This is a genomic window from Pseudacidovorax sp. DMC4 (assembly GCF_056314265.1).
Genome location: NZ_JBQUYR010000019.1, coordinates 47,620 through 72,765 on the forward strand (window position 1 = coordinate 47,620; position 25,146 = coordinate 72,765).

General features: G+C 71.3%; 23 protein-coding genes. 15 read left to right on the forward strand and 8 right to left on the reverse strand.

Annotation, left to right across the window (positions count from 1 at the left end):
* Positions 1 to 31: 31 nt before the first annotated feature.
* From ACT54X_RS26620 to ACT54X_RS26650, 7 genes are read left to right on the forward strand one after another with little or no spacing between them, the layout of a single operon-like run.
* A complete protein-coding gene (locus ACT54X_RS26620) occupies positions 32 to 1,240 on the forward strand; it encodes an acetyl-CoA C-acetyltransferase (protein ID WP_476349558.1) in 1,209 nt (402 codons plus the stop codon).
* 52 nt (positions 1,241 to 1,292) lie between these two features.
* Positions 1,293 to 2,285, forward strand: a complete 993-nt coding sequence (locus tag ACT54X_RS26625; protein WP_294377864.1) for a Bug family tripartite tricarboxylate transporter substrate binding protein — start codon at positions 1,293 to 1,295, stop codon at positions 2,283 to 2,285.
* 1 nt (position 2,286) lies between these two features.
* On the forward strand, positions 2,287 to 3,810 hold the full coding sequence (locus tag ACT54X_RS26630) for a class I adenylate-forming enzyme family protein (protein ID WP_294377861.1): 1,524 nt from the start codon (positions 2,287 to 2,289) through the stop codon (positions 3,808 to 3,810).
* 19 nt (positions 3,811 to 3,829) lie between these two features.
* Complete coding sequence (locus tag ACT54X_RS26635; RefSeq protein WP_294377859.1) at positions 3,830 to 4,822, forward strand: Bug family tripartite tricarboxylate transporter substrate binding protein; 993 nt, start codon at positions 3,830 to 3,832, stop codon at positions 4,820 to 4,822.
* 27 nt (positions 4,823 to 4,849) lie between these two features.
* On the forward strand, positions 4,850 to 5,230 hold the full coding sequence (locus ACT54X_RS26640) for a Zn-ribbon domain-containing OB-fold protein (protein ID WP_354321722.1): 381 nt from the start codon (positions 4,850 to 4,852) through the stop codon (positions 5,228 to 5,230).
* Complete coding sequence (locus ACT54X_RS26645; protein WP_476349561.1) at positions 5,227 to 6,444, forward strand: thiolase; 1,218 nt, start codon at positions 5,227 to 5,229, stop codon at positions 6,442 to 6,444. The genes ACT54X_RS26640 and ACT54X_RS26645 overlap by 4 nt, the downstream gene beginning before the upstream one ends.
* 9 nt (positions 6,445 to 6,453) lie before the next feature.
* A complete protein-coding gene (locus ACT54X_RS26650) occupies positions 6,454 to 7,611 on the forward strand; it encodes an acyl-CoA dehydrogenase family protein (RefSeq protein ID WP_476349563.1) in 1,158 nt (385 codons plus the stop codon).
* 18 nt (positions 7,612 to 7,629) lie between these two features.
* On the opposite strand, the gene ACT54X_RS26655 is transcribed toward ACT54X_RS26650, so the two are convergent.
* Positions 7,630 to 8,544, reverse strand: coding sequence for a LysR family transcriptional regulator (locus ACT54X_RS26655; protein ID WP_354321699.1), 915 nt, complete (start codon positions 8,542 to 8,544; stop codon positions 7,630 to 7,632).
* A 147-nt stretch (positions 8,545 to 8,691) separates the two neighbouring features.
* On the opposite strand from ACT54X_RS26655, the gene ACT54X_RS26660 reads away from it, so the two are divergent.
* A complete protein-coding gene (locus tag ACT54X_RS26660) occupies positions 8,692 to 9,972 on the forward strand; it encodes a CaiB/BaiF CoA transferase family protein (RefSeq protein ID WP_476349565.1) in 1,281 nt (426 codons plus the stop codon).
* 19 nt (positions 9,973 to 9,991) lie between these two features.
* Here the strand turns inward: ACT54X_RS26660 and gshB are convergent, their stop codons facing one another.
* The gene (gshB, locus tag ACT54X_RS26665) at positions 9,992 to 10,942 is read right to left on the reverse strand and encodes a glutathione synthase (RefSeq protein WP_294377839.1); all 951 of its coding nucleotides are present in this window, start codon (positions 10,940 to 10,942) and stop codon (positions 9,992 to 9,994) included.
* Positions 10,939 to 12,195 (reverse strand): benzoate/H(+) symporter BenE family transporter, encoded by a 1,257-nt coding sequence (locus ACT54X_RS26670; protein ID WP_294377834.1) that lies wholly within the window; start codon positions 12,193 to 12,195, stop codon positions 10,939 to 10,941. The genes gshB and ACT54X_RS26670 overlap by 4 nt, the downstream gene beginning before the upstream one ends.
* Before the next feature lie 142 nt (positions 12,196 to 12,337).
* On the opposite strand from ACT54X_RS26670, the gene ACT54X_RS26675 reads away from it, so the two are divergent.
* Positions 12,338 to 12,754: a nuclear transport factor 2 family protein gene (locus ACT54X_RS26675; RefSeq protein ID WP_114801576.1), complete on the forward strand. Its 417-nt coding sequence runs from the start codon at positions 12,338 to 12,340 to the stop codon at positions 12,752 to 12,754.
* Between the two features lie 11 nt (positions 12,755 to 12,765).
* Positions 12,766 to 13,713 carry a polysaccharide deacetylase family protein gene (locus tag ACT54X_RS26680; protein WP_294377830.1) on the forward strand — a complete coding sequence of 316 codons (948 nt, stop codon included), beginning with the start codon at positions 12,766 to 12,768 and terminating at the stop codon, positions 13,711 to 13,713.
* Between the two features lie 24 nt (positions 13,714 to 13,737).
* Here ACT54X_RS26680 and ACT54X_RS26685 read toward each other — a convergent pair whose 3' ends face one another.
* Both ACT54X_RS26685 and ACT54X_RS26690 read right to left on the reverse strand, forming a co-directional pair.
* Positions 13,738 to 15,261: an amidase gene (locus tag ACT54X_RS26685; RefSeq protein ID WP_294377827.1), complete on the reverse strand. Its 1,524-nt coding sequence runs from the start codon at positions 15,259 to 15,261 to the stop codon at positions 13,738 to 13,740.
* The gene (locus tag ACT54X_RS26690) at positions 15,261 to 16,277 is read right to left on the reverse strand and encodes a Bug family tripartite tricarboxylate transporter substrate binding protein (protein WP_476349569.1); all 1,017 of its coding nucleotides are present in this window, start codon (positions 16,275 to 16,277) and stop codon (positions 15,261 to 15,263) included. Before ACT54X_RS26690 ends, ACT54X_RS26685 begins: the two co-directional genes overlap by 1 nt.
* Positions 16,278 to 16,393: 116 nt before the next feature.
* Here ACT54X_RS26690 and ACT54X_RS26695 point away from each other — a divergent pair, with 116 nt between their 5' ends.
* From ACT54X_RS26695 to ACT54X_RS26705, 3 genes are all read left to right on the forward strand, one after another.
* Positions 16,394 to 17,350, forward strand: a complete 957-nt coding sequence (locus ACT54X_RS26695) for a LysR family transcriptional regulator (protein WP_294377825.1) — start codon at positions 16,394 to 16,396, stop codon at positions 17,348 to 17,350.
* Positions 17,351 to 17,706: 356 nt separating this feature from the next.
* Positions 17,707 to 18,060, forward strand: a complete 354-nt coding sequence (locus tag ACT54X_RS26700) for a RidA family protein (RefSeq protein WP_294377822.1) — start codon at positions 17,707 to 17,709, stop codon at positions 18,058 to 18,060.
* 5 nt (positions 18,061 to 18,065) lie between these two features.
* Entirely contained in the window at positions 18,066 to 19,304 is a 1,239-nt protein-coding gene (locus tag ACT54X_RS26705) for an NAD(P)/FAD-dependent oxidoreductase (protein WP_476349572.1), read from the forward strand.
* A gap of 35 nt (positions 19,305 to 19,339) precedes the next feature.
* Here the strand turns inward: ACT54X_RS26705 and ACT54X_RS26710 are convergent, their stop codons facing one another.
* From ACT54X_RS26710 to speD, 3 genes are read right to left on the reverse strand one after another with little or no spacing between them, the layout of a single operon-like run.
* The gene (locus ACT54X_RS26710) at positions 19,340 to 20,731 is read right to left on the reverse strand and encodes an aminopeptidase P N-terminal domain-containing protein (protein WP_476349574.1); all 1,392 of its coding nucleotides are present in this window, start codon (positions 20,729 to 20,731) and stop codon (positions 19,340 to 19,342) included.
* On the reverse strand, positions 20,728 to 21,453 hold the full coding sequence (locus ACT54X_RS26715; RefSeq protein WP_476349576.1) for a nucleotidyltransferase family protein: 726 nt from the start codon (positions 21,451 to 21,453) through the stop codon (positions 20,728 to 20,730). The genes ACT54X_RS26710 and ACT54X_RS26715 overlap by 4 nt, the downstream gene beginning before the upstream one ends.
* A 14-nt stretch (positions 21,454 to 21,467) precedes the next feature.
* Positions 21,468 to 21,857, reverse strand: a complete 390-nt coding sequence (speD, locus tag ACT54X_RS26720) for an adenosylmethionine decarboxylase (RefSeq protein WP_017759350.1) — start codon at positions 21,855 to 21,857, stop codon at positions 21,468 to 21,470.
* A gap of 199 nt (positions 21,858 to 22,056) precedes the next feature.
* Here speD and tkt point away from each other — a divergent pair, with 199 nt between their 5' ends.
* Both tkt and gap read left to right on the forward strand, forming a co-directional pair.
* Entirely contained in the window at positions 22,057 to 24,090 is a 2,034-nt protein-coding gene (gene tkt, locus ACT54X_RS26725; protein WP_476349578.1) for a transketolase, read from the forward strand.
* 33 nt (positions 24,091 to 24,123) lie between these two features.
* Positions 24,124 to 25,122, forward strand: a complete 999-nt coding sequence (gap, locus tag ACT54X_RS26730) for a type I glyceraldehyde-3-phosphate dehydrogenase (RefSeq protein ID WP_017759352.1) — start codon at positions 24,124 to 24,126, stop codon at positions 25,120 to 25,122.
* Positions 25,123 to 25,146: the final 24 nt, after the last annotated feature.

Sequence of the window (25,146 nt, forward strand, 5' to 3'; positions counted from 1 at the left end):
CGTCTTTCCCTTCATCGCCCCAGGAGTCCCCATGCGCCGAGCCGCCATCGTCACCCCCCTGCGTACGCCCGTCGGCGCCTTCGGCGGCAGCCTGCGGCCCGTGCCCGTCGAGGAACTCGCCGCCACCGTGGTGCGTGCCGTCGTCGACCGCAGCGGCGTCGACCCGGCCCGCATCGACGACGTGGTGTTCGCCCAGTCCTATGCCAACAGCGAGGTGCCCTGCGTGGGCCGCTGGGCCGCGCTGCAGGCCGGCCTGCCGGTGGAGGTGCCCGGCATGCAGCTGGACCGGCGCTGCGGCGGCGGCCTGCAGGCCGTGGTGACGGCCGCCATGATGGTGCAGAGCGGCGCGGCCGACGTGGTGCTGGCGGGTGGCGTGGAGAGCATGAGCAACATCGAGTACTACAGCACCGACATGCGCTGGGGTGCGCGCGCGGGCAACGTGCGCTTCTACGACCGGCTGGAACGCGGGCGCGAGCGCTCGCAGCCGGTCGAGCGCTTCGGCCGCATCTCCGGAATGATCGAGACGGCCGAGAACCTGGCGCGCGACTACGGCATCGCCCGCGAAGCCGCCGATGCCTTCGCCGCGCGCAGCCATGCCCGCGCCGCCGCCGCATGGGAAGCCGGCCGCTTCGACGCCGAGGTGGTGCCGGTGACGGTGCCGCAGCGCAAGGGCGAGGCCCTGCGCTTCGCGCGCGACGAAGGCATCCGCCCCGACACCACCGCCCAGAGCCTCGCGCGGCTGCGGCCGCTGATGGCCGAGGGCAGCGTCACCGCCGGCAACGCCAGCCAGCAGAACGATGCCGCCGCGGCCTGCCTGGTGGTGGCCGAGGACAAGCTGGCCGCGCTGGGCCTCACGCCCATGGGCACGCTCGTGGGCTGGGCCGCGGCCGGCTGCGAGCCCTCGCACATGGGCATCGGCCCGGTGCCCGCCACCAAGAAGCTGCTCCAGCGCCTGGGCCTCACGCTGGACCAGATGGACCTGGTCGAACTCAACGAGGCCTTCGCCTGCCAGGTGCTGGCCGTGCTGCAGGGCTGGGACTGGCAGGACCGGGACGCCATCGACCACAAGCTCAACGTCAACGGCTCGGGCATCTCGCTGGGCCATCCCATCGGCGCGACGGGCGTGCGCATCCTGGCCACGCTGATGCACGAGCTGCAGCGCCGCCAGGGCCGCTATGCGCTGGAGACGATGTGCATCGGCGGCGGCCAGGGCATCGCGGCCGTGTTCGAGCGCGCCTGAGCACCGGCCTGCCGCCGGCCACCCGTTCATTCGACAACAAGGAGACAACCCCATGGCCCGCCCCCGCCCCCCTCTTGCCCGGCGCCCGCTGCTGCAGGCCGCTCTGGCCCTTGCGGCCGCCCTCGCGCTGCCGCCTGCCCTGGCGCAGGACAACCAGACGGTGCGCCTCGTCGTCGGCTACGCGGCCGGCGGCCCGGTGGACCAGGGCGCGCGCCTGGTGGCCGTCGCGCTCTCGCGCGAGCTGGGCGCGCCGGTGGTGGTGGAGAACAAGCCCGGCGCCAATGCCACCCTGGCCGGCGGCGAGGTGGTGCGTGCCAAGCCCGACGGCCTGACGCTCTTCTTCGCGGCCAGCCCCACCATCACCATCAGCCCCAACGTGATGGCGCGCATGCCCTTCGATCCGGCCCGCGACCTGACGCCGGTGGCGCCGGTGCTGAGCTACTACAACGTGCTGGTGGCCAACAACGACGAGCCCTTCAGGGCCACGCGCGACCTGGTGACCCATGCCAAGGCGCACCCGGGCAAGCTGAGCTACGGATCGGCCGGCGTGGGCGGCTCCAACCACCTGGGCGTGCTGCTGTTCGCCAGGCGCAGCGGCATCGCGCTCAATCACATTCCCTACAAGGGCAATGCGCCGGCCATGACCGACCTGATCGGCGGCCAGATCGACATGATGATGGACATCATCAGCACCGCCGGCACCTACATCGCGGCGGGCAAGGTGCGGCCCATCGCCGTGACCTCGCCGCAGCGCAATGCCACGCTGCCGGACGTGCCCACGCTGGCCGAGTCGGGCATCGCCGGGCTGGAGGGCTTCGACGTGGGCGGCTGGTACGGCATCTACGGCCCGAAGGACCTGCCCGCGGCCAAGGTGGACAGCCTCAACCGCGCCATCACCGCCACGCTGGCGCAGCCGGCCCTGGCCCGGCGCCTGAAGGAGCTGGGCTACGACGAATGGACCGGCTCGCCGCAGAAGCTGGCCGAACGCGCCGCGCAGGAGCGGGCGATGTGGTCCACCGTGACCCAGGGCATCGTGGTGGATTGACATGCCCACACGCCTGCACCATACCCTGGACCGCTGGCTGGCCGATGCGCCGCAGCGGCCCTTCATCCACCTGCCCGATGGGCGCAGCCTGAGCTTTGCCGAGCTGGGCGCGCTGACCGACGTGGCCGAGGCCGAGCTGCGCGCGCTGGACGTGCGGCCCGGCGACCGCGTGATGGTCGTGGCCGAGAACTGCCCCGAGCATGCGGCGCTGATCCTGGCCTGCAGCCGGGTCGGTGCCTGGTCCTGCGGCGTCAACGCCCGCATGGCACCGGCCGAGGTGGAAGGCTTCGACGCCACCGCGGATGCCCGGGTGGTGTACTTCACGAGCCAGGCCAGCGACAGCGCCGCCGCCCATGCCACGCGGATGGGCGCCGTGCCGTCGGCGCTGCCCGGCCTGCATCGCAGTGCCGTGCGCCCCGCCGCCCGGCCGCAGCCCGACCCGACGCCGGGCGAGCGCGGCGCGGTGGCCGCGCTGATCTTCACCTCGGGCACCACCGGCCGGCCCAAGGCCGTGATGCTCACCCACGACGCCCTGCTGCACTTCGCGCGCGTGTCGGGTGCCTCGCGCCGGCTCGGGCCAGAGGACCGCAGCTACGCCTTCGTGCCGATGACGCACATCTTCGGGCTGGGCACGGTGCTGATCAGTTCGTTGCTGGCCGGCGCGCAGCTGGTGATGCGGCCGCAGTTCGAGCCGCAGGACCTGCTGCATGCGCTGGCCCATGAAGGCGTCTCGCAGCTGCAGGGCCCGCCGGCGCTGTTCTCGCGCCTGCTGGCCCACTTGGAGCACGAGGGCATCGCCCGGCCCGCGGCGCCGCAGCTTCGCTACCTCTACACCGGCGCCGGCCCGCTGGACCTGGCGCTCAAGCGGCGCGTGGAAGCCGCCTTCGGCCAGGTGCTGCACCACGGCTACGGCCTGTCCGAATACGCGGGCTCGGTGCACATCACCCGGCTGGGCGAGCCGCGCGACGACACCAGCGCCGGCTACCGCGTGGCCGAGGCCGAGCTGCAGGTGGTGGAGCCCGCGACGGGCCGGCCGCTGCCCGCGGGCGAGCGCGGCGAACTGTGGATCCGCGGCCGCGGCCTGATGCCCGGCTACTTCCGCGACGTCGAGGCCACCGCGGCCGCCATGCGCCCGGGCGGCTGGTATGCCAGCGGCGACCTGGGCGAGCTGGCGGCGGACGGCGCGCTCTTCGTGGTCGGCCGGCTGAAGGAAATGATCATCCGCTCGGGCTTCAACGTGTACCCGGCGGAGGTGGAGCTGGCGCTGAACACCCATCCCGCCGTGCAGCGCTCGGCCGTGGTCGGCTGCCCCGAGGACGACGGCAACGAGGCCATCGTGGCCTATGTCGAGTTGCGCCGCGGCGCGCTGCTCGACGCCGCGGCGCTGCAGGCCCACCTGCGCCCGCTGCTGGCGCCCTACAAGCGCCCGGCGCGCATCGTGGCGCTGGACGAGCTGCCCACCAACACCAACGGCAAGGTCCTGCGGCGCGTGCTGCGCGAATGGGCCGAAGCGCCGACGCCCTGAACAGGAAGGAGACACCGCCATGCCCATCGCCCCCGTCGATTCCACCCGCCGCCGCCTGTTGGCCGGTGGCCTGCTCAGCGCCGCCGCCTGGCCGCTCGGTGCCCTGGCGGCCGAGCCCTGGCCCAGCCGCCCGGTGCGCTTCATCGTGCCCTTTCCGCCCGGCGGGCCGGTGGACACCACGGCGCGCATCGCCAGCCAGCGGCTGTCGGAGATCTGGAAGACGCCCACCCTCATCGACAACCGCGCCGGTGCCGGCGGCACCGTGGGCGCCGCGGTGGCGGCCAAGGAGGCGCCCGACGGCTACAGCCTGTTCGTGGGCGCCATCCACCATTCGGTCAATCCTTCGCTCATGGGCAAGCTGCCCTACGACATCGAGAAGGACTTCGCGCCGGTGAGCTTCGCGGCGGTGTTCCCGGTGTTCGTGGTCGCGAATGCCGCGGTGCCCGCCAACACCATCGCCGAGCTGATCGCGCTGGCGAAGAAGCCGGGCAGCCAGCTGAGCTTCGGCTCCTCCGGCAACGGCGGCGGCACGCACCTGGCGGGCGAGCTGTTCAACATGGAGGCCGGCACCAAGCTGCTGCATGTGCCCTACAAGGGCAGCGCGCCGGCCATGAACGACCTGCTGGGCGGGCAGGTGCAGCTGATGTTCAGCGACGCACCCACGGCGCTGCCGCACATCCGCTCCGGCCGCATCAAGGTGCTGGGGGTGGCCAGCCCGCAGCGCTCGGCCATGCTGCCGTCGGTGCCCACGGTGGCCGAGTCCGGGCTGCCGGGCTACGAGGCCTATTCCTGGGCGGCGCTGTTCGCGCCGGCGCGCACGCCGCAGCCGGTGCTGGAGCGCATCAACGCCGACTTCAACACCGCCTTCAACGACCCGGCCGTGCGCCAGCGGCTGCTGGAGGCCGGCGCCGAGGCCGACCCCGGCACGCAGGAGGCGCTGCGCCAGCGGCTGCACAGCGAGATGGCCAAGTGGGCCAAGGTCATCAAGACGGCCGGCATCACGGTGTCCTGACCCATGTCCAGCACACCCTCTCCCACCATGCACGTCGGCGCGGGCGCCCACTACCAGGCAGAGCTGGATGCCGGCCGCTTCTGCCTGCAGCATTGCCCGCAGTGCGGCCGCCATGTCTTCACGCCGCGCGAACTCTGCCCCCACTGCGGCGCCGCCCCGCTGCGCTGGGTGCGGGCGCGCGGCACCGGCCAGGTCCATTCGGCCAGCACGGTCCACCGCAAGGCCGAGGACGGCGGCCCCTACAACGTGTCGCTGATCGACCTCGACGAGGGCGTGCGCATGATGAGCCGCGTGGAAGGCGTCGCGCCCGAGGCCGTTCGCATCGGCCAGCGCGTGAAGGCGCGCGTCGTCCAGCGCGAGGGCCGCGGGCTGGTGCTCTTCCATCCCGAGGAAGGCGGTGCGGCATGACCACGGCCGGACAGATTCCCCGCTCGACGCTGGATGCCGGCGCCGTCAACCGCGGTCTGCGGGGCCGCGTCGCCATCGCCGGTGCCGCCACCTACGGCTGCGGCGAATCGCCGGGCATGGACGACATGACGCTGCTGGTGCGCGCCGCCCATGCGGCGGTGGCCGATGCGGGCCTGACGATGCAGGACATCGACGGCATCGCCACCTGCAGCGTGTCGGCCAGCATGTGGGCCATGCCGGTGGTCGAGCACCTGGGCCTCAACCCCAGCTACGTGGACGGCACCATGCTGGGCGGCAGCAGCTTCATCGCCCACCTGCTGCCGGCCATCCGTGCGCTGGAGGCGGGCCAGTGCAAGGCGGTGCTGGTGTGCTACGGCAGCGCGCAACGGTCGGCCAGCTTCGGCCGGCGGGAGATGCAGGCCGCACGGCGCTTCCTCGATCCGCAGCCCTTCGAGTTTCCCTACGAGCCGGTGCTGCCCGTGACCGCCTATGCGCTGGCCGCGGCACGCCATATGCACGAGTTCGGCACCACGCGGACCCAGCTGGCCGAGGTGGCCGTGGCCGCACGCGCCTGGGCCCAGCGCAATCCCGAGGCCTTCAGGCGCGATCCGCTCACGGTGGACGATGTGCTCGCGGCCCGGCCCATCGCCAGCCCGCTGGGCGTGCTCGACTGCTGCCTGGTGACCGACGGGGCCGGTGCCCTGGTGCTGGTGCGTGCCGACCGGGCGCGCGACCTGCCGCAGCCACCGGTGCATGTGCTGGGCACGGCCACAGCGATGTGGCACCGCCAGATCTCGTGCATGCCGGTGCTCACCACCACCGCGGCCGCCCAGTCCGGTGCGCAGGCCTTCGCCATGGCGGGCCTGCGCCCGGCCGACATGGACATGGCCCAGCTCTACGACGCCTTCACCATCAACACGCTGCTGTTCCTGGAGGACCTGGGCTTCTGCGCCAAGGGCGAGGGCGGCCCCTTCGTGGAAGGCGGCGCCATCGCCCCGGGCGGGCGGCTGGCCGTCAACACCAACGGCGGCGGACTGTCCTGCGTGCACCCGGGCATGTACGGCATCTTCGCCCTGATCGAGGCCGTGCGGCAGTTGCGCGGCCAAGCCGGCCAGCGCCAGCTGGCGACGCACCGCACCGCCGTGGTCCACGGCAACGGCGGCACGCTGTCCAGCCAATCCACCGCCGTGCTGGGCACGGCCGACGCCCTTTAAGGAAGACCCATGATCCGCGATCCCCAGATCCTCGATGCGCTGCTCGACAGCGTGAACCGCTTCGTGCGCGAGCGCCTCGTGCCCGCAGAAGACGCCGTGGAGCGCACCGACCAGGTGCCCGCCGACATCGTGCAGGACATGCGCGCGCTGGGCCTGTTCGGCCTGTCGATCCCCGAGCAGCATGGCGGCCTGGGCCTGACCATGGAAGAAGAGGCACGTGTGCTGTTCGCGCTGTGCCAGACCTCGCCCGCCTTCCGCTCGGTGATCGGCACCAACGTGGGCATCGGCTCGCAGGGCATCCTGATCGACGGCACGCCCGAGCAGCAGCGCGACTGGCTGCCCCGGTTGGCCAGCGGCGAGCTGATCGCGTCCTTCGCGCTGACCGAACCCGAGGCCGGCTCGGACGCCGCCTCGCTGCGCACCACGGCCATCCGCGACGGCGACCACTACGTGGTCAACGGCAGCAAGCGCTACATCACCAATGCGCCGCATGCGGGCATGTTCACGCTCATGGCGCGCACCGATCCGCAGGACAAGGGCGCGGGCGGCATCTCGGCCTTCATCGTCGACGCGCGCACCCCGGGCATCCGCTTCGGCAAGCCCGACCGCAAGATGGGCCAGCGCGGCGCCCATACCTGCGACGTGATCTTCGACGACGTGCGGGTGCCGGCCGCCAACCTCATCGGCGGCCGCGAGGGCCAGGGCTTCCGCACCGCGATGAAGGTGCTGGAGAAGGGCCGCATCCACATCGCGGCCGTCGCGGTGGGCCTGGCGCGGCGCATCCTGCGCGACGCGCTGGCCTATGCGATGGACCGCCGCCAGTTCGGCCAGCCGGTGGCCGACTTCCAGCTGGTGCAGGCCATGCTGGCCGACAGCCAGGCCGAGCTGTTCGCCGCCGAATCGATGACGCTGGAGGCCGCCCGCCGTCGCGACGACGGCCTGTCGGTGGCCATCGAGGCCTCGAGCGCCAAGATGTTCGCCACCGAGGCCTGCGGCCGCATCGCGGACCGCGCGGTGCAGATCCTGGGCGGCGCGGGCTACATGGCCGAGTACGGCATCGAACGCTTCTACCGCGACGTGCGGCTGCTTCGCCTGTACGAGGGCACGACGCAGATCCAGCAGATCATCATCGCGCGGGCCATGGCGCGCGACGGGCGCGTGGCCTGAGTCTGCAGGCGGGTGGGGTCAGTCCGGGTCGAGCCGGCCCTGCGCGTCGGCCACCAGCAGCGCCACCAGCTCCTGCGCGAAGGCCGGCAGCGTCTCGCGCCGGCGCATGCAGATCTGCATCTCGCGCACCGACCACGCGTCCGACAGCGGCACGATGCCGATGGCCATGGCCTGCGCATGGCGGCTGGCCGCCGATTCGGGCAGCACGCCCACGCCCACGCCAGAGGCGATCATGCGGCAGGCGGTCTCGAAGTTGCCCACCTGGATGCGTTGCTTGATGGGCTTGTGCAGTTGGTCGCTGGCCTGGCGCAGGAAGGCATGGATGGCGCTGGACTCGTGCAGGCCCACGTGGTCGAAGGCCAGCGTGTCGGCGAAGTCGATCTGCGCCTCGGCCTGCAGCGCATGGCCTTGCGGCACCACCAGCACCAGCCGGTCGCGGCGGTAGGGCAGCGTCTCCAGGTCCTCGGTGCGCACCAGGCCGGCCACGATGCCGATGTCGGTCTGGCCGTCCATGACCGCGCGCACGATGTCGTGCGACAGGCGCTCGCGCAGGTCGATGTTGACGTCCGGGTTGCACCGCAGAAAGTGCCGCAGCACCGGCGGCAGGAACTCGCTGAGCGAGGTGGTGTTGGCGAACACCCGCACATGGCCCTTGATGCCGCGCACGTATTCCTGCATGTCCCCGCGCAGGTGCTCGATCTGGCCGAGCACCGCCCGCGCATGCGTCACCAGCGCCTGGCCGGGCGGCGTGAGGGTCACGCCCTGGTTGGTGCGGAAGAGCAGCTTGGTACCGATGCCCTCCTCCAGGTTCTTGATGCGGGTGCTGGCCGCGGGCAGCGAGATGAAGGACAGCTCCGCGCCACGCGTCATGCTGTTGGCGTCGGCGATGTGCACCATCAGGCGCAGGTCCACCAGGTCGAAATGCATGGCCATGGGCGGGCATTCTAGGAAGGGGCTTTCGACGCGAAGGCCCTGCCCGCCTCGGTGGAAGCCCGCCTTCCACAAATGAAAAGCGCAGCGCCCGCCGCCGCCCGTAGCATGGGCCGGCGGCCTGCTCTGCGCCGTGGAGACAAGCCTGCGATGACCGTTGCCCCGACGCCTGCCACCGGAGCGCCTGCCGGCGCGCTTTCGCACCTGCGGGTGCTCGATCTCTCGCGCGTGCTGGCCGGGCCCTGGTGCACGCAGAACCTGGCCGACCTGGGCGCCGACGTCATCAAGATCGAGAAGCCCGGTGAAGGCGACGACACCCGCCGCTGGGGCCCGCCCTTCTTCGCGGACGAAAACGGCCAGCCCACCGACCAGGCCTGCTACTTCGCCGCCTGCAACCGCAACAAGCGCTCGGTCACGGTGGACATGGCCACCGCCGAGGGCCAGCAACTGATCCGCGCGCTGGCGGCGCAGAGCGACGTGGTGGTGGAGAACTTCAAGACCGGCGGCCTGGCGCGCTACGGGCTCGACTACGCCAGCCTGTCGGCGCTGAACCCGCGGCTGATCTACTGCTCGGTCACCGGCTTCGGCCACACCGGCCCCTATGCGCCGCGCGCGGGCTACGACCTGCTGGTGCAGGCCATGAGTGGCCTGATGAGCGTGACCGGCCGCTCCGACGACGAGCCCGGCGGCGGCCCGCTGCGGGTGGGCGTGGCGGTGATCGACCTGTTCACCGGCATGTACGCCACCACGGCCATCCTGGGTGCGCTGGAGGCGCGCCACCGCACCGGCCGCGGCCAGCACATCGACATGGCGCTGATGGACGTGGCCATGGCCGTGCTGGCCAACCAGGGCGCGGGCTACCTCAACAGCGGCCAGGTGCCGGGCCGCCTGGGCAACAGCCATCCGAGCGTGGTGCCCTACCAGGACTTTCCGACCGCCGACGGCCGCATGCTGCTGGCCATCGGCAACGACGGGCAGTTCGCCCGCTTCTGCGCCGCCGCCGGCACCGCCTGGGCGCAGGAGCCGCGCTTCGCCACCAACGCGGCACGCGTGGTGCACCGTGCGGCGCTGATCCCGATGATGGACGCCGTGACGCGCCAGCGCCCGACGGCCGAATGGATCGTGTTGCTGGAGGACAAGGCCGTGCCCTGCGGCGCGATCAACGACATCGGCCAGGCTTTCGACGATCCGCAGGTGCAGGCCCGTGGCCTGGCCGTGGCGCAGCGGCGCTATGCCGACGGCGAGCGGCCGGCTGGCGAGGTGGTGGACCGCGTGGTCACGGCCGCCAGCCCGCTGCGCCTGTCGGAGACCCCGCCCACCCTGCGCCATGCGCCACCGGCGCTGGGCCAGCACACCGACGCGGTGCTGGCGGAACGGCTGGGCCTGGGCGCCGACGACATCGCCGGCCTGCGCGCCCGCGGCGTGCTCTGAGCCGCAGGCGCAGGGCCGCTCAGGCGGCCTTGACCTGCGCCTCCAGCGCATCGACGAACAGCGCCGGCACGTCGCAGCCGGTCTGGTCGTGGATTTCCTGGAAGCAGGTGGGGCTGGTGACGTTGATCTCGGTGAGCGAGCCGCCGATCACGTCCAGGCCGATCAGCAGCAGGCCGCGCGCGAAGAGCTTGGGGCCGATGGCCTCGGCGATGCGGCGGTCGTCGGCCGACAGCGGCTGGGCCACGCCCTTGCCGCCAGCCGCCAGGTTGCCACGCACCTCGGTGCCTTGGGGGATGCGCGCCAGGCAGTAGGGCACCGGCTGGCCGGCGATCACCAGCACGCGTTTGTCGCCCTGGCTGATCTCGGGCACGAAGCGCTGGACCATGATCGTCTCGGCGCCGCCCTTGTTGAGCGTCTCGATGATGGAGCCGAGGTTCAGCGCGTCCTGCTTGACGCGGAAGATGCCCATGCCGCCCATGCCGTCCAGCGGCTTGAGGATGATGTCGCCATGCTCGGCATGGAAGGCGCGCACCGCCGCGTCGCTGCGCGTGACCAGCGTGGGCGCGGTGAATTCCGGAAACTCCATGATCGCCAGCTTTTCCGGGTGGTCGCGCAGCGCCCGCGGCTTGTTGACCACGCGCGCGCCCTCGCGCTCGGCCTGCTCCAGCAGGTGGGTGGCGTAGATGTACTCGGCGTCGAAGGGCGGGTCCTTGCGCATGAGCACGGCGTCGAAGTCCTTCAGGGCCACGCGCTCGCGCAGGTCCACGGTGTACCAGTCGTCGGCATCGCCGGTCAGGGTGATGCGCAGCACCTCGGCCTCGACCACGCCGCCGGAGCGCCAGCCCAGGTCCTGCGGCAGGCAGGCGGCGATGCGGTGGCCGCGCCGCTGGGCCTCGCGCATCATCGAGAAGGTGGTGTCCTTGTAGGTCTTGAACAGGTCGAGCGGATCGGCGACGAAGAGGAAGTTCATGATGGCTTGTGCGTGTTGTCGTGGCTGCCCTGGCGGGCGTCCAGCCTGATCTTGCAGGCAGGTGCGATGTCCTTGCCGGCGGCGGTCTTTGGCCGGCCGGCCTGCTGCACCAGCAGCGCGGCCGCGCCGGCCACCACGCCCCAGAAGGCCGAGCCGATGCCGAAGAGGGTCACGCCCGAGAGCGTGACCAGGAAGGTGATGAGCGCCGCCTCGCGATGCGCCTCGTCGCGCAGGGCCGTGGCCAGGCCGCCGCCGATGGTCGACAGCAGCGCCAGTCCGGCGATGGCCGCCACCAGCTCCCTCGGAAAGGCCGTGAGCAGCCCCGCCACCGCCGCGCCGAAGCAGCCGATCAGCACATAGATGAGGCCGCAGCACACGGCGGCGGTGTAGCGCTGGTGCGAGTCCTCGTGCGCCTCGCGGCCCATGCAGATGGCGGCGGTGATGGCGCTCAGATTGAGCGCATAGCCGCCGAAGGGCGCCAGCAGCAGCGTGGCCACACCGGTCAGCGTGATGAGCTTGCTGATCGGCATGTCGTAGCCCGCGGCGCGGATGGCGGCCACGCCCGGCAGGTTCTGCGAGGCCATGGTCACGACGAAGAGCGGCAGCGCCAGGCTGACGGCCGCCTGCCACGTGAACTGCGGCATCGTGAACACCGGCATGGCTAGCGAGAAATGCACCGTGCTCCAGGCCAGCTGGCCGCGCACGGCCGCATAGGCGATGGCCACCGCCAGCGTCAGCGGCACGGCGTAACGCGGCAGCCAGCGCTTGCCCGCCAGGTAGGTCGCCAGCATCAGCAGCACCAGCGGCAGCGCCGTCTGCGCCGCCGTGAAGGCCGAGAGGCCGAAGCGCGCCAGCACGCCCGCCAGCAGGGCCGAGGCGATGGCCATGGGGATGCGGTTCATCACCCGCTCGAACCAGCCGGTGGCGCCGGCCAGCGTGATGAGCGCCGCGCAGACGATGAAGGCGCCCACGGCCTCGCCCATCGAATAGCCCGCGCCGGCGGTGGCCAGCACGGCGGCGCCGGGCGTGCTCCAGGCCACCATCACGGGCTTGCGCAGCCACAGCGATGGGATGGCGGTGGCCAGGCCCATGCCGAGGCCCAGCGCCCACATCCAGGAGGCGATCTGGGCGGAATCGGCGCCGAATGCCTGCGCGGCCTGGAACACGATGGCCACCGAACTGGTGAAGCCCACCAGCACGGCGACGAAGCCGGCGGTGAAGGCGGGCAGGTTGACATCCCGGAAGAAACGCATAGCCGGCGATTGTGCCGGGCGGGCATGTCGGCCGCCGGGGGCTCGACCGAGGGCGCCGACGCGGGGACACTGACCCAGCCGCACCCCCCGGGCACGTGGCTTGCACGCGCCCGCCCCTTTCGCCCAAGCCCCCAAAGCATCGATGACGACCACCGCCCAACCCACCACCCCCGCCGAGATCGTGGACGAGTTCCTGCGCCTCGTGATGATTCCCGACCCGGCATCGGCCTCGCGCTACACCGCGCCCGACATCCGCATCCGCTTCACCGGCAACCGGCCGATGACGGCGCCGGGCGACACCTCGGCCTTCAACGCCAAACGCTACGCCTGGGTCAAGAAGAAAATCGAGCGCACCGAGACCGTGGCCGGCGGCAGCGAGGACGAGACCGTGGTCTACAGCCTGGGCACGCTCTACGGCGCCTGGCCCGACGGCACGCCCTTCGAGGGCAACCGCTACGTGGACCGGTATGTGGTGCGCCGCGGCTTGATCGTGCAGATGGACGTGTGGAACGACAGCGCCGAATGGCTGCTGGTGCGCGCCGGCCTGGCCACGCTGTGAACCAGCAGCCGATGAGCACGCCGCACGACCCCGGCCGCACCCGCTGGCCCGAGCGCCTGCCGGGGCATGACCGCTTCGACTACCGGCCCATCACCCGCCGCCACGACTACGCCTGGCCCAATGGCGCGCGGCTGGCGGTGTACCTGGGCTTCAACATCGAGCACTTCGCCTTCGGCGATGGCCTGGGTGCCTGCATCGGCCCGGCCTCGCCGCACCCGGATGTGCTCAACCACGGTTGGCGCGAATACGGCAACCGCGTGGGCGCCTGGCGCTGTCTGGAACTCTTCGACCAGCTGGGGCTGCCCACCGGCACGCTGATCAACACCGCCCTGTACGACCACTGCCCCGAACTCGTGCAGGCCTTCGCGGCCCGCGGCGACGAGCTGATCGGCCACGGCCACAGCAACGCCGAGCGCCAGGGCCAGCTGTCGGAGGACGAGGAACGCGCCCTGCTGCAGCGCTGCCGCGACCGCATCGAGCGCGAGAGCGGCCAGGCGCCGGCCGGATGGCTGTCGCCGTGGATCTCCGAGAGCCACCTCACGCCCGACCTGCTGGCCGAGACCGGCTACGGCTACACGCTCAACTGGTGCCACGACGACCAACCGATGCGCATGCGCACCCGCGGCGGCGGGCGGCTGTGGGCGGTGCCCTATCCGCAGGAGCTCAACGACATCCCCATGATCGTGGCGCGCCAGATGGACTCGCGCGCCTTCTGCGACATGGTGGTGGACAACTTCGAGGAGATGCTGATGCAGTCGCAGGCCCAGCCGCTGGTGATGGGGCTGGCGCTGCATCCCTACATCGTGGGCCAGCCGTACCGGCTGCGGCACCTGCGCGAGGTGCTGGGCCACCTGGCCCGGGCACGCGACGAGGGCCGTGTGTGGTTCACCACGCCCGGGGCCATCGCGCGGCACATGGAGGCGGTGGCGGCCGAGGCGCCGGCGGGGGCCTTCGACTGAAGGCCCCACCGCGCGCCCAGGCGGTCACACGACCGAGGCGGCGCCCGCCTCGGTGGGCCGGCTGGCCCGGGGATCGTCCGGCGCGGCGGTGACGATGCTCTTCAGCGGCGGATCGGCCGGCCGCAGCTTCGCGATGTCCGGCCGGGGCCGCGCCAGCGTCGGCGACAGGGCAAACGCCTGCTCCATGGCCAGCGAGGCCGACAGCAGCGGCAGGTCGCCGCGGAAGGTGCCCGTCACCTGCAGGCCGAAGGGCATGCCGCGCTCGTCCGTCCCGCAGGGCAGGCTGATGGACGGATGCGTGGTGAGCGTGACCACATAGGTCAGCGCCAGCCAGCGGTAGTAGTTCTCCTGCGGGCGGCCGTCCACCTCCGCGGCGTACGGCAGCGTCCACGGGAAGGGCGAGACCGGCGTGGTGGGCGACATGACCAGGTCGTAGCCCTCGAACACCTTCTGGAAGCGGCCGATGATGCGCGTCTGCTCGGTCTGCGCCCAGGCGCTGTCGAGCAGGCTCATGCGCACGCCCATCTCGTAGTTGGCACGCGGGTTGGGCCCCAGGCTTTCGGGGTTGCGCTCGTAGGTCTCGCGCATGCCGGCCACGAAGGCCTCGGCGCGCAGCACGTCGAAGCAGCGGTGCACCTCGCCCAGCGCGAACGGCACCTCGTCGCAGGTGGCGAACAGGTGGCGCATGGCGGCCATCTTCTCGCGGAAGGCGCGGCGCACCACCGGGTCGACGTCGCAGCAGCCGAAGTCCTCAGTCCAGGCCACGCGCAGTCGCGACAGGTCGGCCGTGCGCGGCGCCAGGAAGGCCATGGCGTCGAGCGGATGACTGAGCGGATCGCCCGCATGCGGGCCCGCGGTGGCCGCCAGTTGCAGGCAGGCATCGGCCACGCTGCGGCCCATGGGCCCGACCACCGAGATGGGCGACCAGCCCATCGGCTTGCGCACGCTGGGCACCACGCCGGGCGAGGGGCGCAGGCCCACCACGCCGCATTTGGCGGCCGGGATGCGCAGCGAGCCGCCGGTGTCCGAGCCGGTGCACACCGGCAGCATGTCCAGCGCCAGCGCCGCGGCCGAGCCGCCGGAGGAACCGCCGGCATTGAGGTTGGGATCGAAGGGGTTGCCCGTGGCGCCCCACACCGGGTTGCGGCTGTTGGCGCCTGCGCCCATCTCGGGCACGTTGGTCTTGCCGGCCACGATGGCGCCGGCCGCGCGCAGGCGCCGCACCAGCTCGATGTCCTGCGCCGGCACATGGTTGCGCAGGCTGGGCGTACCCGAGGTGGAGAGCAGGCCGGCCGTGGGCTCCAGGTCCTTCACACCCAGCGGCAGGCCGTGCAGCAGGCCCAGGGGCTCGCCGCGCATCACGGCCTGCTCGGCGGCGCGAGCCTCGCCCTGCGCCCGCTCGAAGCAGGTGGCGGTGACGGCATTGACGAAGGGGTTGACCTGCTCGATGCGCGCGATGCACGCCTCCAGCAGCTCGACGGGCGAGAGCTGGCGCGCACCGATCAGGCGGCGCTGCTCGACGGCGGAGAGTTCGACGAGTTCGGCCATCAATCTGCCTTGATGTTGGCGCGTTGCGCGACCGCGCGCATGAGGGGCAGCTCGTTCTCGATCTGCTTCGCGGACGCGGCCTGGCCGGCGAAAGCGGGCTCCGCGCCCTGGGCCGCGAGCGCGGCCTTGGCATCGGGCGAGGCGACGATCTGCGCGATGGCCTTCTCCAGCCGCTCGCGCACCGGCGCGGGCGTGCCCTTGGGCGCGACCAGCATGATCCAGGTGTCGACGTCGATGTCCGGGTAGCCCGCCTCGGCGAAGGTGGGCACGTTCGGCAGCTGCGACGAGCGCTTGGCCGTGGTCACGGCGATGGCCTTGACCTTGCCGCCCTTGAGCTGCGGAATGGCGGCGGTGACGGTGTCCACCGAGAAGGGCACCTGGCCGCCGATCAGGTCGGTCATGGCCGGGGCGCTGCCCTTGTAGGGCACATGCAGCATCTTGGCGCCGACGGCGCCCAGGATGATCTCGCCCGCGAAGTGCGAGGTGGTGCCGGCGCCGAAGGAGGCGTACGAATACTTCTCGGGCGAGGCCTTGGCGGCGGCGACGAATTCCTTCACCGTGTTGATCGGCACGTCCTTGTTGGCCAGCAGCACCAGCGGGATGCGCGCCACGATGGCGATGGGGTCGTAGCTCTTGACCGGGTCGTAGGGCAGGTTGCTGCGGATGGCCGGGTTGGCCGTGAAGGTGGAGGGCGAGCCCAGCAGCAGCGTGTAACCGTCCGCGGGCGCCTTCGCGACGTAGCCGGCGGCGATGGCCGTGCCGGCGCCCGGGCGGTTGTCCACCACCACCGGCTGGCCCAGGGCGGTCGAGATCCGCTGGCCCATCAGCCGGCCGATGACGTCGGCGCTGCCGCCGGGCGGGAAGGGGATCACCAGCGTGATCGGACGGCTGGGATAGTCCGGCTGCGCCATGGCAGGAAGCGCGCCGGCGCTGGCGGCCAGCGCGAGCAGGCCGCACACGGCGGCGCGGCGCGACACCGGGGCAGGACGGAAAGCGGAGATGGACGCGAAGGTCATGGCGACAGGCCTTTCGGAAGACGATGGCCGCATGCTAGAAATGCATCTCCTGTGCAGCAAGCACAAGGCTCTTAAAGCTTCGTTGCCGGTTCGGCAATCTTTCGGCACCGCATCCGATGGCCTCATCCACTCCTCCGTCCACGCCTGCCGCCAAGCCCGCGCGGCGCGATCCCAACCAGCGCGTGCTGCAGGAAGTGGCCCTGCGCTATTTCCTGGAGGTGGCGCGCGCCGGCTCGGTCACCGAGGCCGCGGCCCGACTGGACGTGGCGCCCTCGGCCGTCAGCCGGCAGATCGGCCGGCTGGAGCGCGAGCTGGACACCCTGCTGTTCGAGCGTCGCGCCCGCGGCATGACGCTCAATTCCGCCGGCGAACTGCTGGCCGCCCATGCGCGTCGCGCCTGGCTGGACATCGAGCGCGTGACCGACGACATCCTGGCCCTACGCGGCCTGCGCCAGGGCGAGGTGCGCATCGTGGCGACCGAGGGCTTCGCCTACGAGTTCCTGCCCGCGGTGGTGGCGGACTTCCAGGCGCGCTGCCCGGGCATCCGCTTCCAGCTGGACATGGCGGTGCAGCGCGAGGTGGCGCGCCGCGTGCGCGAGGGGCTGGTGGACCTGGGCGTGACGGTGAGCCTCAGCTCGGAGAGCGGCCTGCAGGTGGCCTTCCGCCATCCATCGCCGGTGATGGCGGTGGTGGCGCCCGCCCATCCGCTGGCCGATCGCCGGCAGGTGTCGCTGGCGCAGCTGCTGGCCTGGCCGCTGGCGCTGCCGGCCGGCACCTCCACGCTGCGGCAGTTGCTGGACATCAGCAGCAGCCGGCAGGGCCTGGTCCTGCAGCCGGTGATCACCAGCGACCACCTCTATCCGCTGATCCAGTACGTCAGCCACACCCAGGCCGTCACCTTCTGCGGCGAACTGGCGCTGCGCCAGCAACTGCACAACCGTACCGTGGTGGCCATCCCCCTGCGCGACCGCGAGATGAACGAGCGCCACTTCGAGGTGCAGACCATGGCCGGCCGGCACCTGCCCGATGCGGCGCGGGCCTTCATCGACCACCTGCGCAAGGCATTGGAATGACACCCTCCATGCCGCTTCGCGGCTCCGGGCGGCCGCCAGAGGCGGCTGCTCTTCGGGCACGCCCAAGCCTGCATTGGCAGGCTCGGAGCCGCGGACCTCAGCCCCTCTCTGGCGCCTTCGGCTTGGAGGGGGGGCGCACCCAGAGGCCCGGCAAAGCCGGTTCCTCGGGTGCCCTGGCGGACAGTTCCGCCCCACGCGGCCACTCGGGCTCGGAGCGTGAACGCATTGCCCAATCGGCAATACGATCTTGCGAAGCACACATTGGTCGGCAATGCAGCCGGCGGAATAATCGCCTTCGGCGCTGGATGGCGCCGCTTCCCCACCTTCAGGGCCGGCGCTCGGCGCCGGCACCCCTCATGACTCAGACCTCCGCCCTGCCCTTCTCCAAGGTCCGCACCGTCGGCCCGCTCGTCTTCCTTTCCGGTGAACTGGGCATCGCCGCCGATGGCTCGGTGCCGGCCGGCATCGAGGCCCAGACCCGCCTGTGCCTGGAGCGCATCGCGGCCACGCTCGCCGGCCAGGGCCTGGCGTTGTCGGACGTGGTCAGCGTGACGGCCTACCTGGTCGATGCGGCCGACTTCGCCGCCTTCAACGGCGTCTACGCCGCCGCCTTCGCCGAGCCGCGGCCGGTGCGCACCACCGTGCGCACGGACCTGATGCTGCCGGGCGCGCTGGTGGAACTGACCGTCATCGCCCACCAGAAGGCCTGAGGCGCATGGGCCGCGAGATCCTCGTCCTCGGCGCCGGCATGGTCGGCACCTGCACCGCCCTCCATCTGGCGATGCGCGGCCATTCGGTCGCCCTGGTCGACCGCGGCCTGCCGGGGCGCGAGACCTCGTACGGCAACGCAGGCATCATCCAGCGCGAGGCCGTGTCGCCCTATGCCTTTCCGCGCAGCCTGGCCAAGCTGGCCGGCGTGGCGCTCAAGCGCGGGGCCGACGTCAACTGGCATCTTGGCGCACTGCCGGCGGTGGCAGCCGGGCTGTCGCGCTACTGGCGCAACTCGGCGCCCGAGCGCTATGCGCCCATCGCCGCGGCCTATGCGCGCCTGATCGAACATTCGACGAGCGAGCATGCCCCGCTGATCGCAGCCGCCGGCGCCGACGACCTGGTGCAGCGCGACGGCTACCTGCACGTGTTCCGCGACGCGGCCAGCTTTGCGCAGGCGCGCCGCGATGCCGAGGCCACCGCGGCCCGGCACGGCCTGCGGGTGCGCGCCCTCGACGGCGCCGCCCTGGGCGCCGAAGAACCCGCCTTCACGCAGCCCCTGCCCGGCGCGCTGCATTGGCAGGACCCGTGGTGCGTGAGCGACCCGGGCGAGCTGGTGGCCCGCTATGCCGCGCATTTCCAGCAGCTCGGCGGCGTGCTGGTGCAGGGCGACGCCGCCACGCTGACGGCGACCGCCCAGGGCTGGCGCGTGCAGACCACGCGCGGGCCGGTGGAGGCGCAGGACGCCGTGGTCGCCCTGGGCCCCTGGGCCGACCGGCTGCTCAAGCCCCTGGGCTACCGGCTGCCGCTCTTCGTCAAGCGCGGCTACCACCGGCACTACACCGGTGGCCCCACACTGCGCCGACCGGTGTACGACCTGGACCGCGGCCTGGTGATCGCGCCGATGCGGCGCGGCGCCCGCATCACGACCGGCGCCGAATTCGCCCGCCAGGATGCCGCGCCCACGCCCTGGCAGCTCACGCGCGCCGAGACCTATGCCCGCGAACTGCTCGACCTGCCGCATCCGGTGGAAGGCGAGCCCTGGCTGGGCGCACGGCCCTGCACCGCCGACATGCTGCCGGTGATCGGCGCCGCCCCGCGTCACCGCGGCCTGTGGTTCAACTTCGGCCATGCGCACCAAGGCTTCACGCTGGGCCCGGCCTGCGGCCGCTTGCTGGCCGAACTCATCGACGGCGGGCCGACGATGGTGGACGCGGCGCCCTACTCGGCGCGGCGTTTCGGCTGAACGTCGGGCGGGCTGGGCGGCAGGATGCCGCCCGATCAGCCGCGCATCAGCGCTTCGATCGCGTCGCCGTCCACCGGCACGCCGCGCGTGATCAGCTCGCAGCCCGTGGCGGTGACGATGGCGTCGTCCTCGATGCGGATGCCGATGTCGTGGAACTGCGCGGGCACGTCGTCGCCAGCGCGCACGTAGATGCCCGGCTCGATGGTCAGCACCATGCCGGGCTGGAGGATGCGGCTGGGGCGGTTCTTGATCACCTCGCCCGAGAGCGGGTCGCGGCGCTCGCTGATCTCGCCCACCTGCGTGGGCTCGACATAGCTGCCGCAGTCGTGCACGTCCATGCCCAGCCAATGGCCGGTGCGGTGCATGTAGTAACGGAAGTAGGCCCGCTGCTCGATCACATCGTCCACGCTGCCGACCTTGTTGGCGTCGAGCAGGCCCAGGTCGAGCATGCCCTGCGACAGCACGCGCACCGTGGCCTCGTGCGGATCGTTGAAGCGGTTGCCGGCCTTGGTGGCGGCCACGGCCGCTTCCTGGCTGGCGAGCACCAGGTCGTACAGCGCGCGCTGCGGGCCGGTGAAACTGCCGTCGGCCGGGAAGGTGCGGGTGATGTCGCTGGCGTAGCTGTCGAGCTCGCAGCCGGCATCGATCAGCACCAGCTCGCCGGCGCGCACGGGCGCCACGTCGGCGCGGTAGTGCAGCACGCAGGCATTGGCGCCGGCCGCCACGATGGAGCCGTAGGCCGGGAACTGGGAGCCGCCCAGGCGGAATTCGTGCAGCAGCTCGGCGTCGAGGTGGTACTCGCGCACGTCGCGGCCCTCGCGCAACATGCGGGCGCTCAGCTGCATGGCACGGATGTGGGCGCGGGCGCTGATGTCGGCGGCCCGGCGCATCACGTCCTGCTCATGCGCGTCCTTGACCAGGCGCATCTCGTCCAGCGGGCCGCACAGGTCGCGCTGCTGCTCGGGGCACAGGGCGCCGAAGCGCACGCGGGCGCGCACCTTCTGCAGCCAGCCGTCGACGCGCCCTTCCAGGCCGGGATGGGTGGCGAAGGGGTACCAGACGGTGGCGCGGTTCTCGAGCAGCTTCGGCAGGCGGCTGTCGAGTTCGGCAACCGAGAAGGCTTCATCGACGCCCAGGCGCTCGGGCGCAGCCTCGGGGCCGAGGCGGTAACCGTCCCAGATCTCGCGCTCCAGGTCCTTGGGCTGGCAGAACAGCGTGCTGCGGCCCGCGGCGTCGACCACCAGCCAGGCGTTGGGCTCGGTGAAGCCGGTCAGGTAATGGAAGTAGCTGTCGTGCCGGTAGGGGAAGTCGCTGTCGCGGTTGCGCTGGCGCTCGGGCGCGGTGGGGATGAGGGCGATGCCGTCGGCACCGAGCTGGGCGGCAAGGCGGGCCCGGCGCCCGGCGTAGAGGGAGGGACTGGCGTTCATGGCGACGAGTTGAGTTGGGCGAGGCGCTCGGGGGTGCCGACGTCGGTCCAGCGGCCGGTGTGCAGCTGGGCACTGACGCGGCCATTGTCCATGGCGCGCCGAAGCAGCGGCGCCAGCGCGGCCTTCACGCCCGCCGGGTTGCCGGGCGGGATGTCGCAGTACGGCGGCGCGAAGAGTTCGCGCCGGTACAGGCCGATGGTGGAGAAGGTGTAGCGCGGCGCCGGGTCGTCGGCCGGCAGATTCAGCGCGGAGCCGTCCTGGCCGATGCCGAAGTCGCCGCGCGGGTTGTGCGGCGGATTGGGCACCAGCCACAGGTGGGCCAGCCGGCCGCTCTCGGCGAAGGACTGCACCTGGGCCTGCGTGAAATGGATGTCGGGCGCGTACACATCGCCGGCCAGGCACCAGAAGAGCTCGGCGTCCAGCAGCGGCAGGGCGCGGGCGATGCCGCCGGCCGTCTCCAGCGCCGCGCCGAAATCACGGCCTTCGTGCGAATAGGCGATCTGCGAGCCCAGGCCCCCGGCCCATTGCGGCGCGGTGCCGAAACGCTGTTCGATCTGCTCGCCCAGCCAGGCCGTGTTGACCACCAGCCGGGTGAAGCCGCCGCGCGCGAGCGCCTCCATGGGCCATTGCATCAGCGGCTTGCCCCGGACATCGAGCAGCGGCTTGGGCTGCCGGTCCGTCAGCGGGCGCATGCGCTCGCCGCGGCCCGCGGCGAGGACCATGGCCGGCGTCACCGTCACACCAGGTGGCGGGACACGCTGCCTCGGTGCAGGACGTTGCGTTCGACGTGCCGCGGCGAGAACAGGACGATCAGCGCCTCCTGCAAAGCCTTCGCGGCGTCGGAATGGTCGCCGCCGAAGTTGCAGACGTACACATCGAGCGTCACGCTGCCTTGCTCGGGCCAGGTGTGGATGCACACATGGGATTCCGCGAGCAGCAGCGCCGCCGTGACGCCGCCGCGCCCGGCAGGGGTGGAGGGAAAGTGATGAGCCAGCTGCCCCACCGCCTTCAATTTGGCGACGGCAACGGCGCGCGTCAGACACTCGAGGAGGATGGTGCCGTCCGTCAGCCAGAAGTCATCGCACTGGCAATCGTGAAGGTCGGCAGTAAGGTGCAGGCCGTGCATGCGTGGACTCTAGCAGTCCCGTGCGGGGCACGGGGAGGGTGTACGACTGATTTATTCGCAAATTGGACACGATTGTGTCCTGCCTTGTACCAAGGCTGACAGCGCTTGACCTGTGTGAAGCGTCCCGGCGAGGGGCCCGGGCGCCCCTCGCTAAAATCGCGGGTTCTCCCCTCCTACACCTCCCCGAAAGCCTTTTCTCATGGCCAACCAAGCCCTGATGGCCAACGCGATCCGCGCGTTGGCGATGGACGCCGTCCAGCAAGCCAACTCCGGGCATCCCGGCGCCCCGATGGGCATGGCCGACATGGCGGCGGCGCTCTGGGGCGAGCACCTCAAGCACAACCCGGCCAATCCGCACTGGGCCGACCGCGACCGCTTCGTGCTCTCCAACGGCCATGCCTCGATGCTGATCTATGCCCTGCTGCACCTGACGGGCTACGACCTTCCCATCGAGGAACTGAAGAACTTCCGCCAGCTGCACAGCCGCACCGCCGGCCACCCCGAGGTGGGCATCACCCCCGGCGTGGAAACCACGACCGGCCCGCTGGGCCAGGGCATCACCAATGCCGTGGGCTTCGCGCTGGCCGAGAAGCTGCTGGCCGCCGAATTCAACCGCGACGGCCATGCCATCGTCGACCACCACACCTACGTCTTTCTGGGCGACGGCTGCCTGATGGAAGGCATCAGCCACGAGGCCGTCGCCCTGGCCGGCGCCTGGAAGCTCGGCAAGCTGATCGCCCTGTACGACGACAACGGCATCAGCATCGATGGCAAGGTCGCGCCCTGGTTCATCGACGACACGCCCAAGCGCTTCGAGGCCTGCGGCTGGAACGTCATCGGCCCGGTGGACGGCCATGACGCGGCCGCCGTCTCCGCCGCCGTCGCCCAGGCCAAGATGGGCGAAGGCAGCAAGCCCACGCTGGTGGTCTGCAAGACGCAGATCGGCAAGGGCAGCCCCAACCGCGCCGGCACCGCCAAGGCCCACGGCGAGCCGCTGGGCGCCGACGAGATCGGCCTGACCCGCTCGGCCCTGGGCTGGGAGCACGCCCCCTTCGAGCTGCCCGAGGCCGTCTACCAGGACTGGGACGCCAAGGCCAAGGGTGCGGCCGCCGAAGCCGCCTGGAACGAGAAGTTCGCCGCCTACACGCAGGCCTTCCCCGACCTGGCCGCCGCCTTCGAGCGCCGCATGAAGGGCGAACTGCCCGCCGCCTTCGACCAGGTGGTGGTCGACGCCGTGCTGGCCGCCCACACCAAGGCCGAAACCGTGGCCAGCCGCAAGGCCAGCCAGCTGGCGCTGGAGACGCTGACGGTGCAGCTGCCCGAACTGCTCGGCGGCAGCGCCGACCTCACGGGCTCCAACCTGACCAAGACCGCCGCCACGCCCGACCTGCGCTTCGCCGCCGACGGCGCCGTGGTGCGCACCGAAGACGGCCGCATCGGCCGCCACATCAACTACGGCGTGCGCGAATTCGGCATGGCCGCCATCATGAACGGCGTGGCGCTGCACGGCGGCTTCATCCCCTACGGCGGCACCTTCCTGACCTTCAGCGACTACAGCCGCAACGCCATCCGCATGGCGGCACTGATGAAGCAGCGCGTGATCCATGTCTTCACGCACGACTCCATCGGCCTGGGCGAGGACGGCCCCACGCACCAGTCGATCGAGCATGCGGCCAGCCTGCGCCTGATCCCCAACCTGGACGTCTGGCGCCCCGGCGACACCACCGAGACCGTGGTGGCCTGGGCCTGCGCCCTGCGCAACAAGGCGCAGCCCACCGCGCTGCTGCTGTCGCGCCAGAACCTGAACTACGCACCCAAGGACGAGCTGGCCGACATCAGCCGCGGCGCCTACGTGCTGGCCGAGCCCTCGCGCGTGGGCCTCAAGAAGAAGGCCAAGGCGGTGATCATCGCCACCGGCTCCGAGGTGCAACTGGCGCTCAAGGCGCAGGAGCTGCTGGCCAGCCGCAAGATTGCCGTGCGCGTGGTCTCCATGCCCAGCACCACCACCTTCGACCGCCAGGACGTCAAGTACAAGAAGTCCGTACTGCCCAAGGGCCTGCCGCGCATCGCCGTGGAGATGGGCAGCACCGGCGGCTGGTGGAAATACGGCGTCGATGCCGTCGTGGGCATCGACACCTACGGCGAATCGGCGCCGGCCGGCGTGCTGTTCAAGCACTTCGGCTTCACGCCCGAGAACGTGGCGGCGACGGTCGAGGCCGTCCTTGCCGACTGAGTTGGTTTTTCCATAACTTCCTGGAGCATTCGCATGACCATCAAACTGGGTATCAACGGCTTCGGCCGCATCGGCCGCAACGTGCTGCGCGCCGCGGTTCAGAACTTCCCCGACATCGAAGTCGTGGGCATCAACGACCTGCTGGAGCCCGACTACCTAGCCTACATGCTCCAGTACGACTCGGTGCACGGCCGCTTCAAGGGCGACATCGCCGTCGAGGGCAACACGCTGATCGTCAATGGCAAGAAGATCCGCCTGACGCAGGAGCGCGACCCCGCCGCCCTCAAGTGGGACGAAGTCGGCGCCACCGTGGTGCTCGAATCCACCGGCCTTTTCCTCACCAAGGAAACCGCGGGCAAGCACCTGGCCGCCGGCGCCAAGAAGGTGATCATGTCGGCCCCCTCGAAGGACGACACGCCCATGTTCGTGTACGGCGTCAACAGCAGCGGCTACGCCGGCCAGGACATCGTCTCCAACGCCTCGTGCACCACCAACTGCCTGGCCCCGCTGGCCAAGGTGCTGCACGACAAGTGGGGCATCAAGCGCGGCCTGATGACCACCGTGCACGCCGCCACCGCCACGCAGAAGACCGTCGACGGCCCGTCCAACAAGGACTGGCGCGGCGGCCGCGGCATCCTGGAAAACATCATCCCCAGCTCCACCGGCGCCGCCAAGGCCGTGGGCGTCGTGTTGCCCGAACTCAAGGGCAAACTCACCGGCATGAGCTTCCGCGTGCCCACCTCCGATGTGTCGGTGGTCGACCTGACCGTCGAGCTGTCGAAGGAAGCCAGCTACAAGGAGATCTGCGCCGAGATGAAGGCCCAGAGCGAAGGCGCGCTGAAGGGCGTGCTGGGCTACACCGAGGACAAGGTGGTGGCCACCGACTTCCGCGGCGATGCCCGCACCTCCATCTTCGACGCCGAGGCCGGCATCGCGCTGGACGGCACCTTCGTCAAGCTGGTGAGCTGGTACGACAACGAGTGGGGCTACTCCAACAAGTGCCTGGAGATGACCCGCGTCGTCGCCAAGTAAGCAGCGCCGCACGGGCTGCCCCCG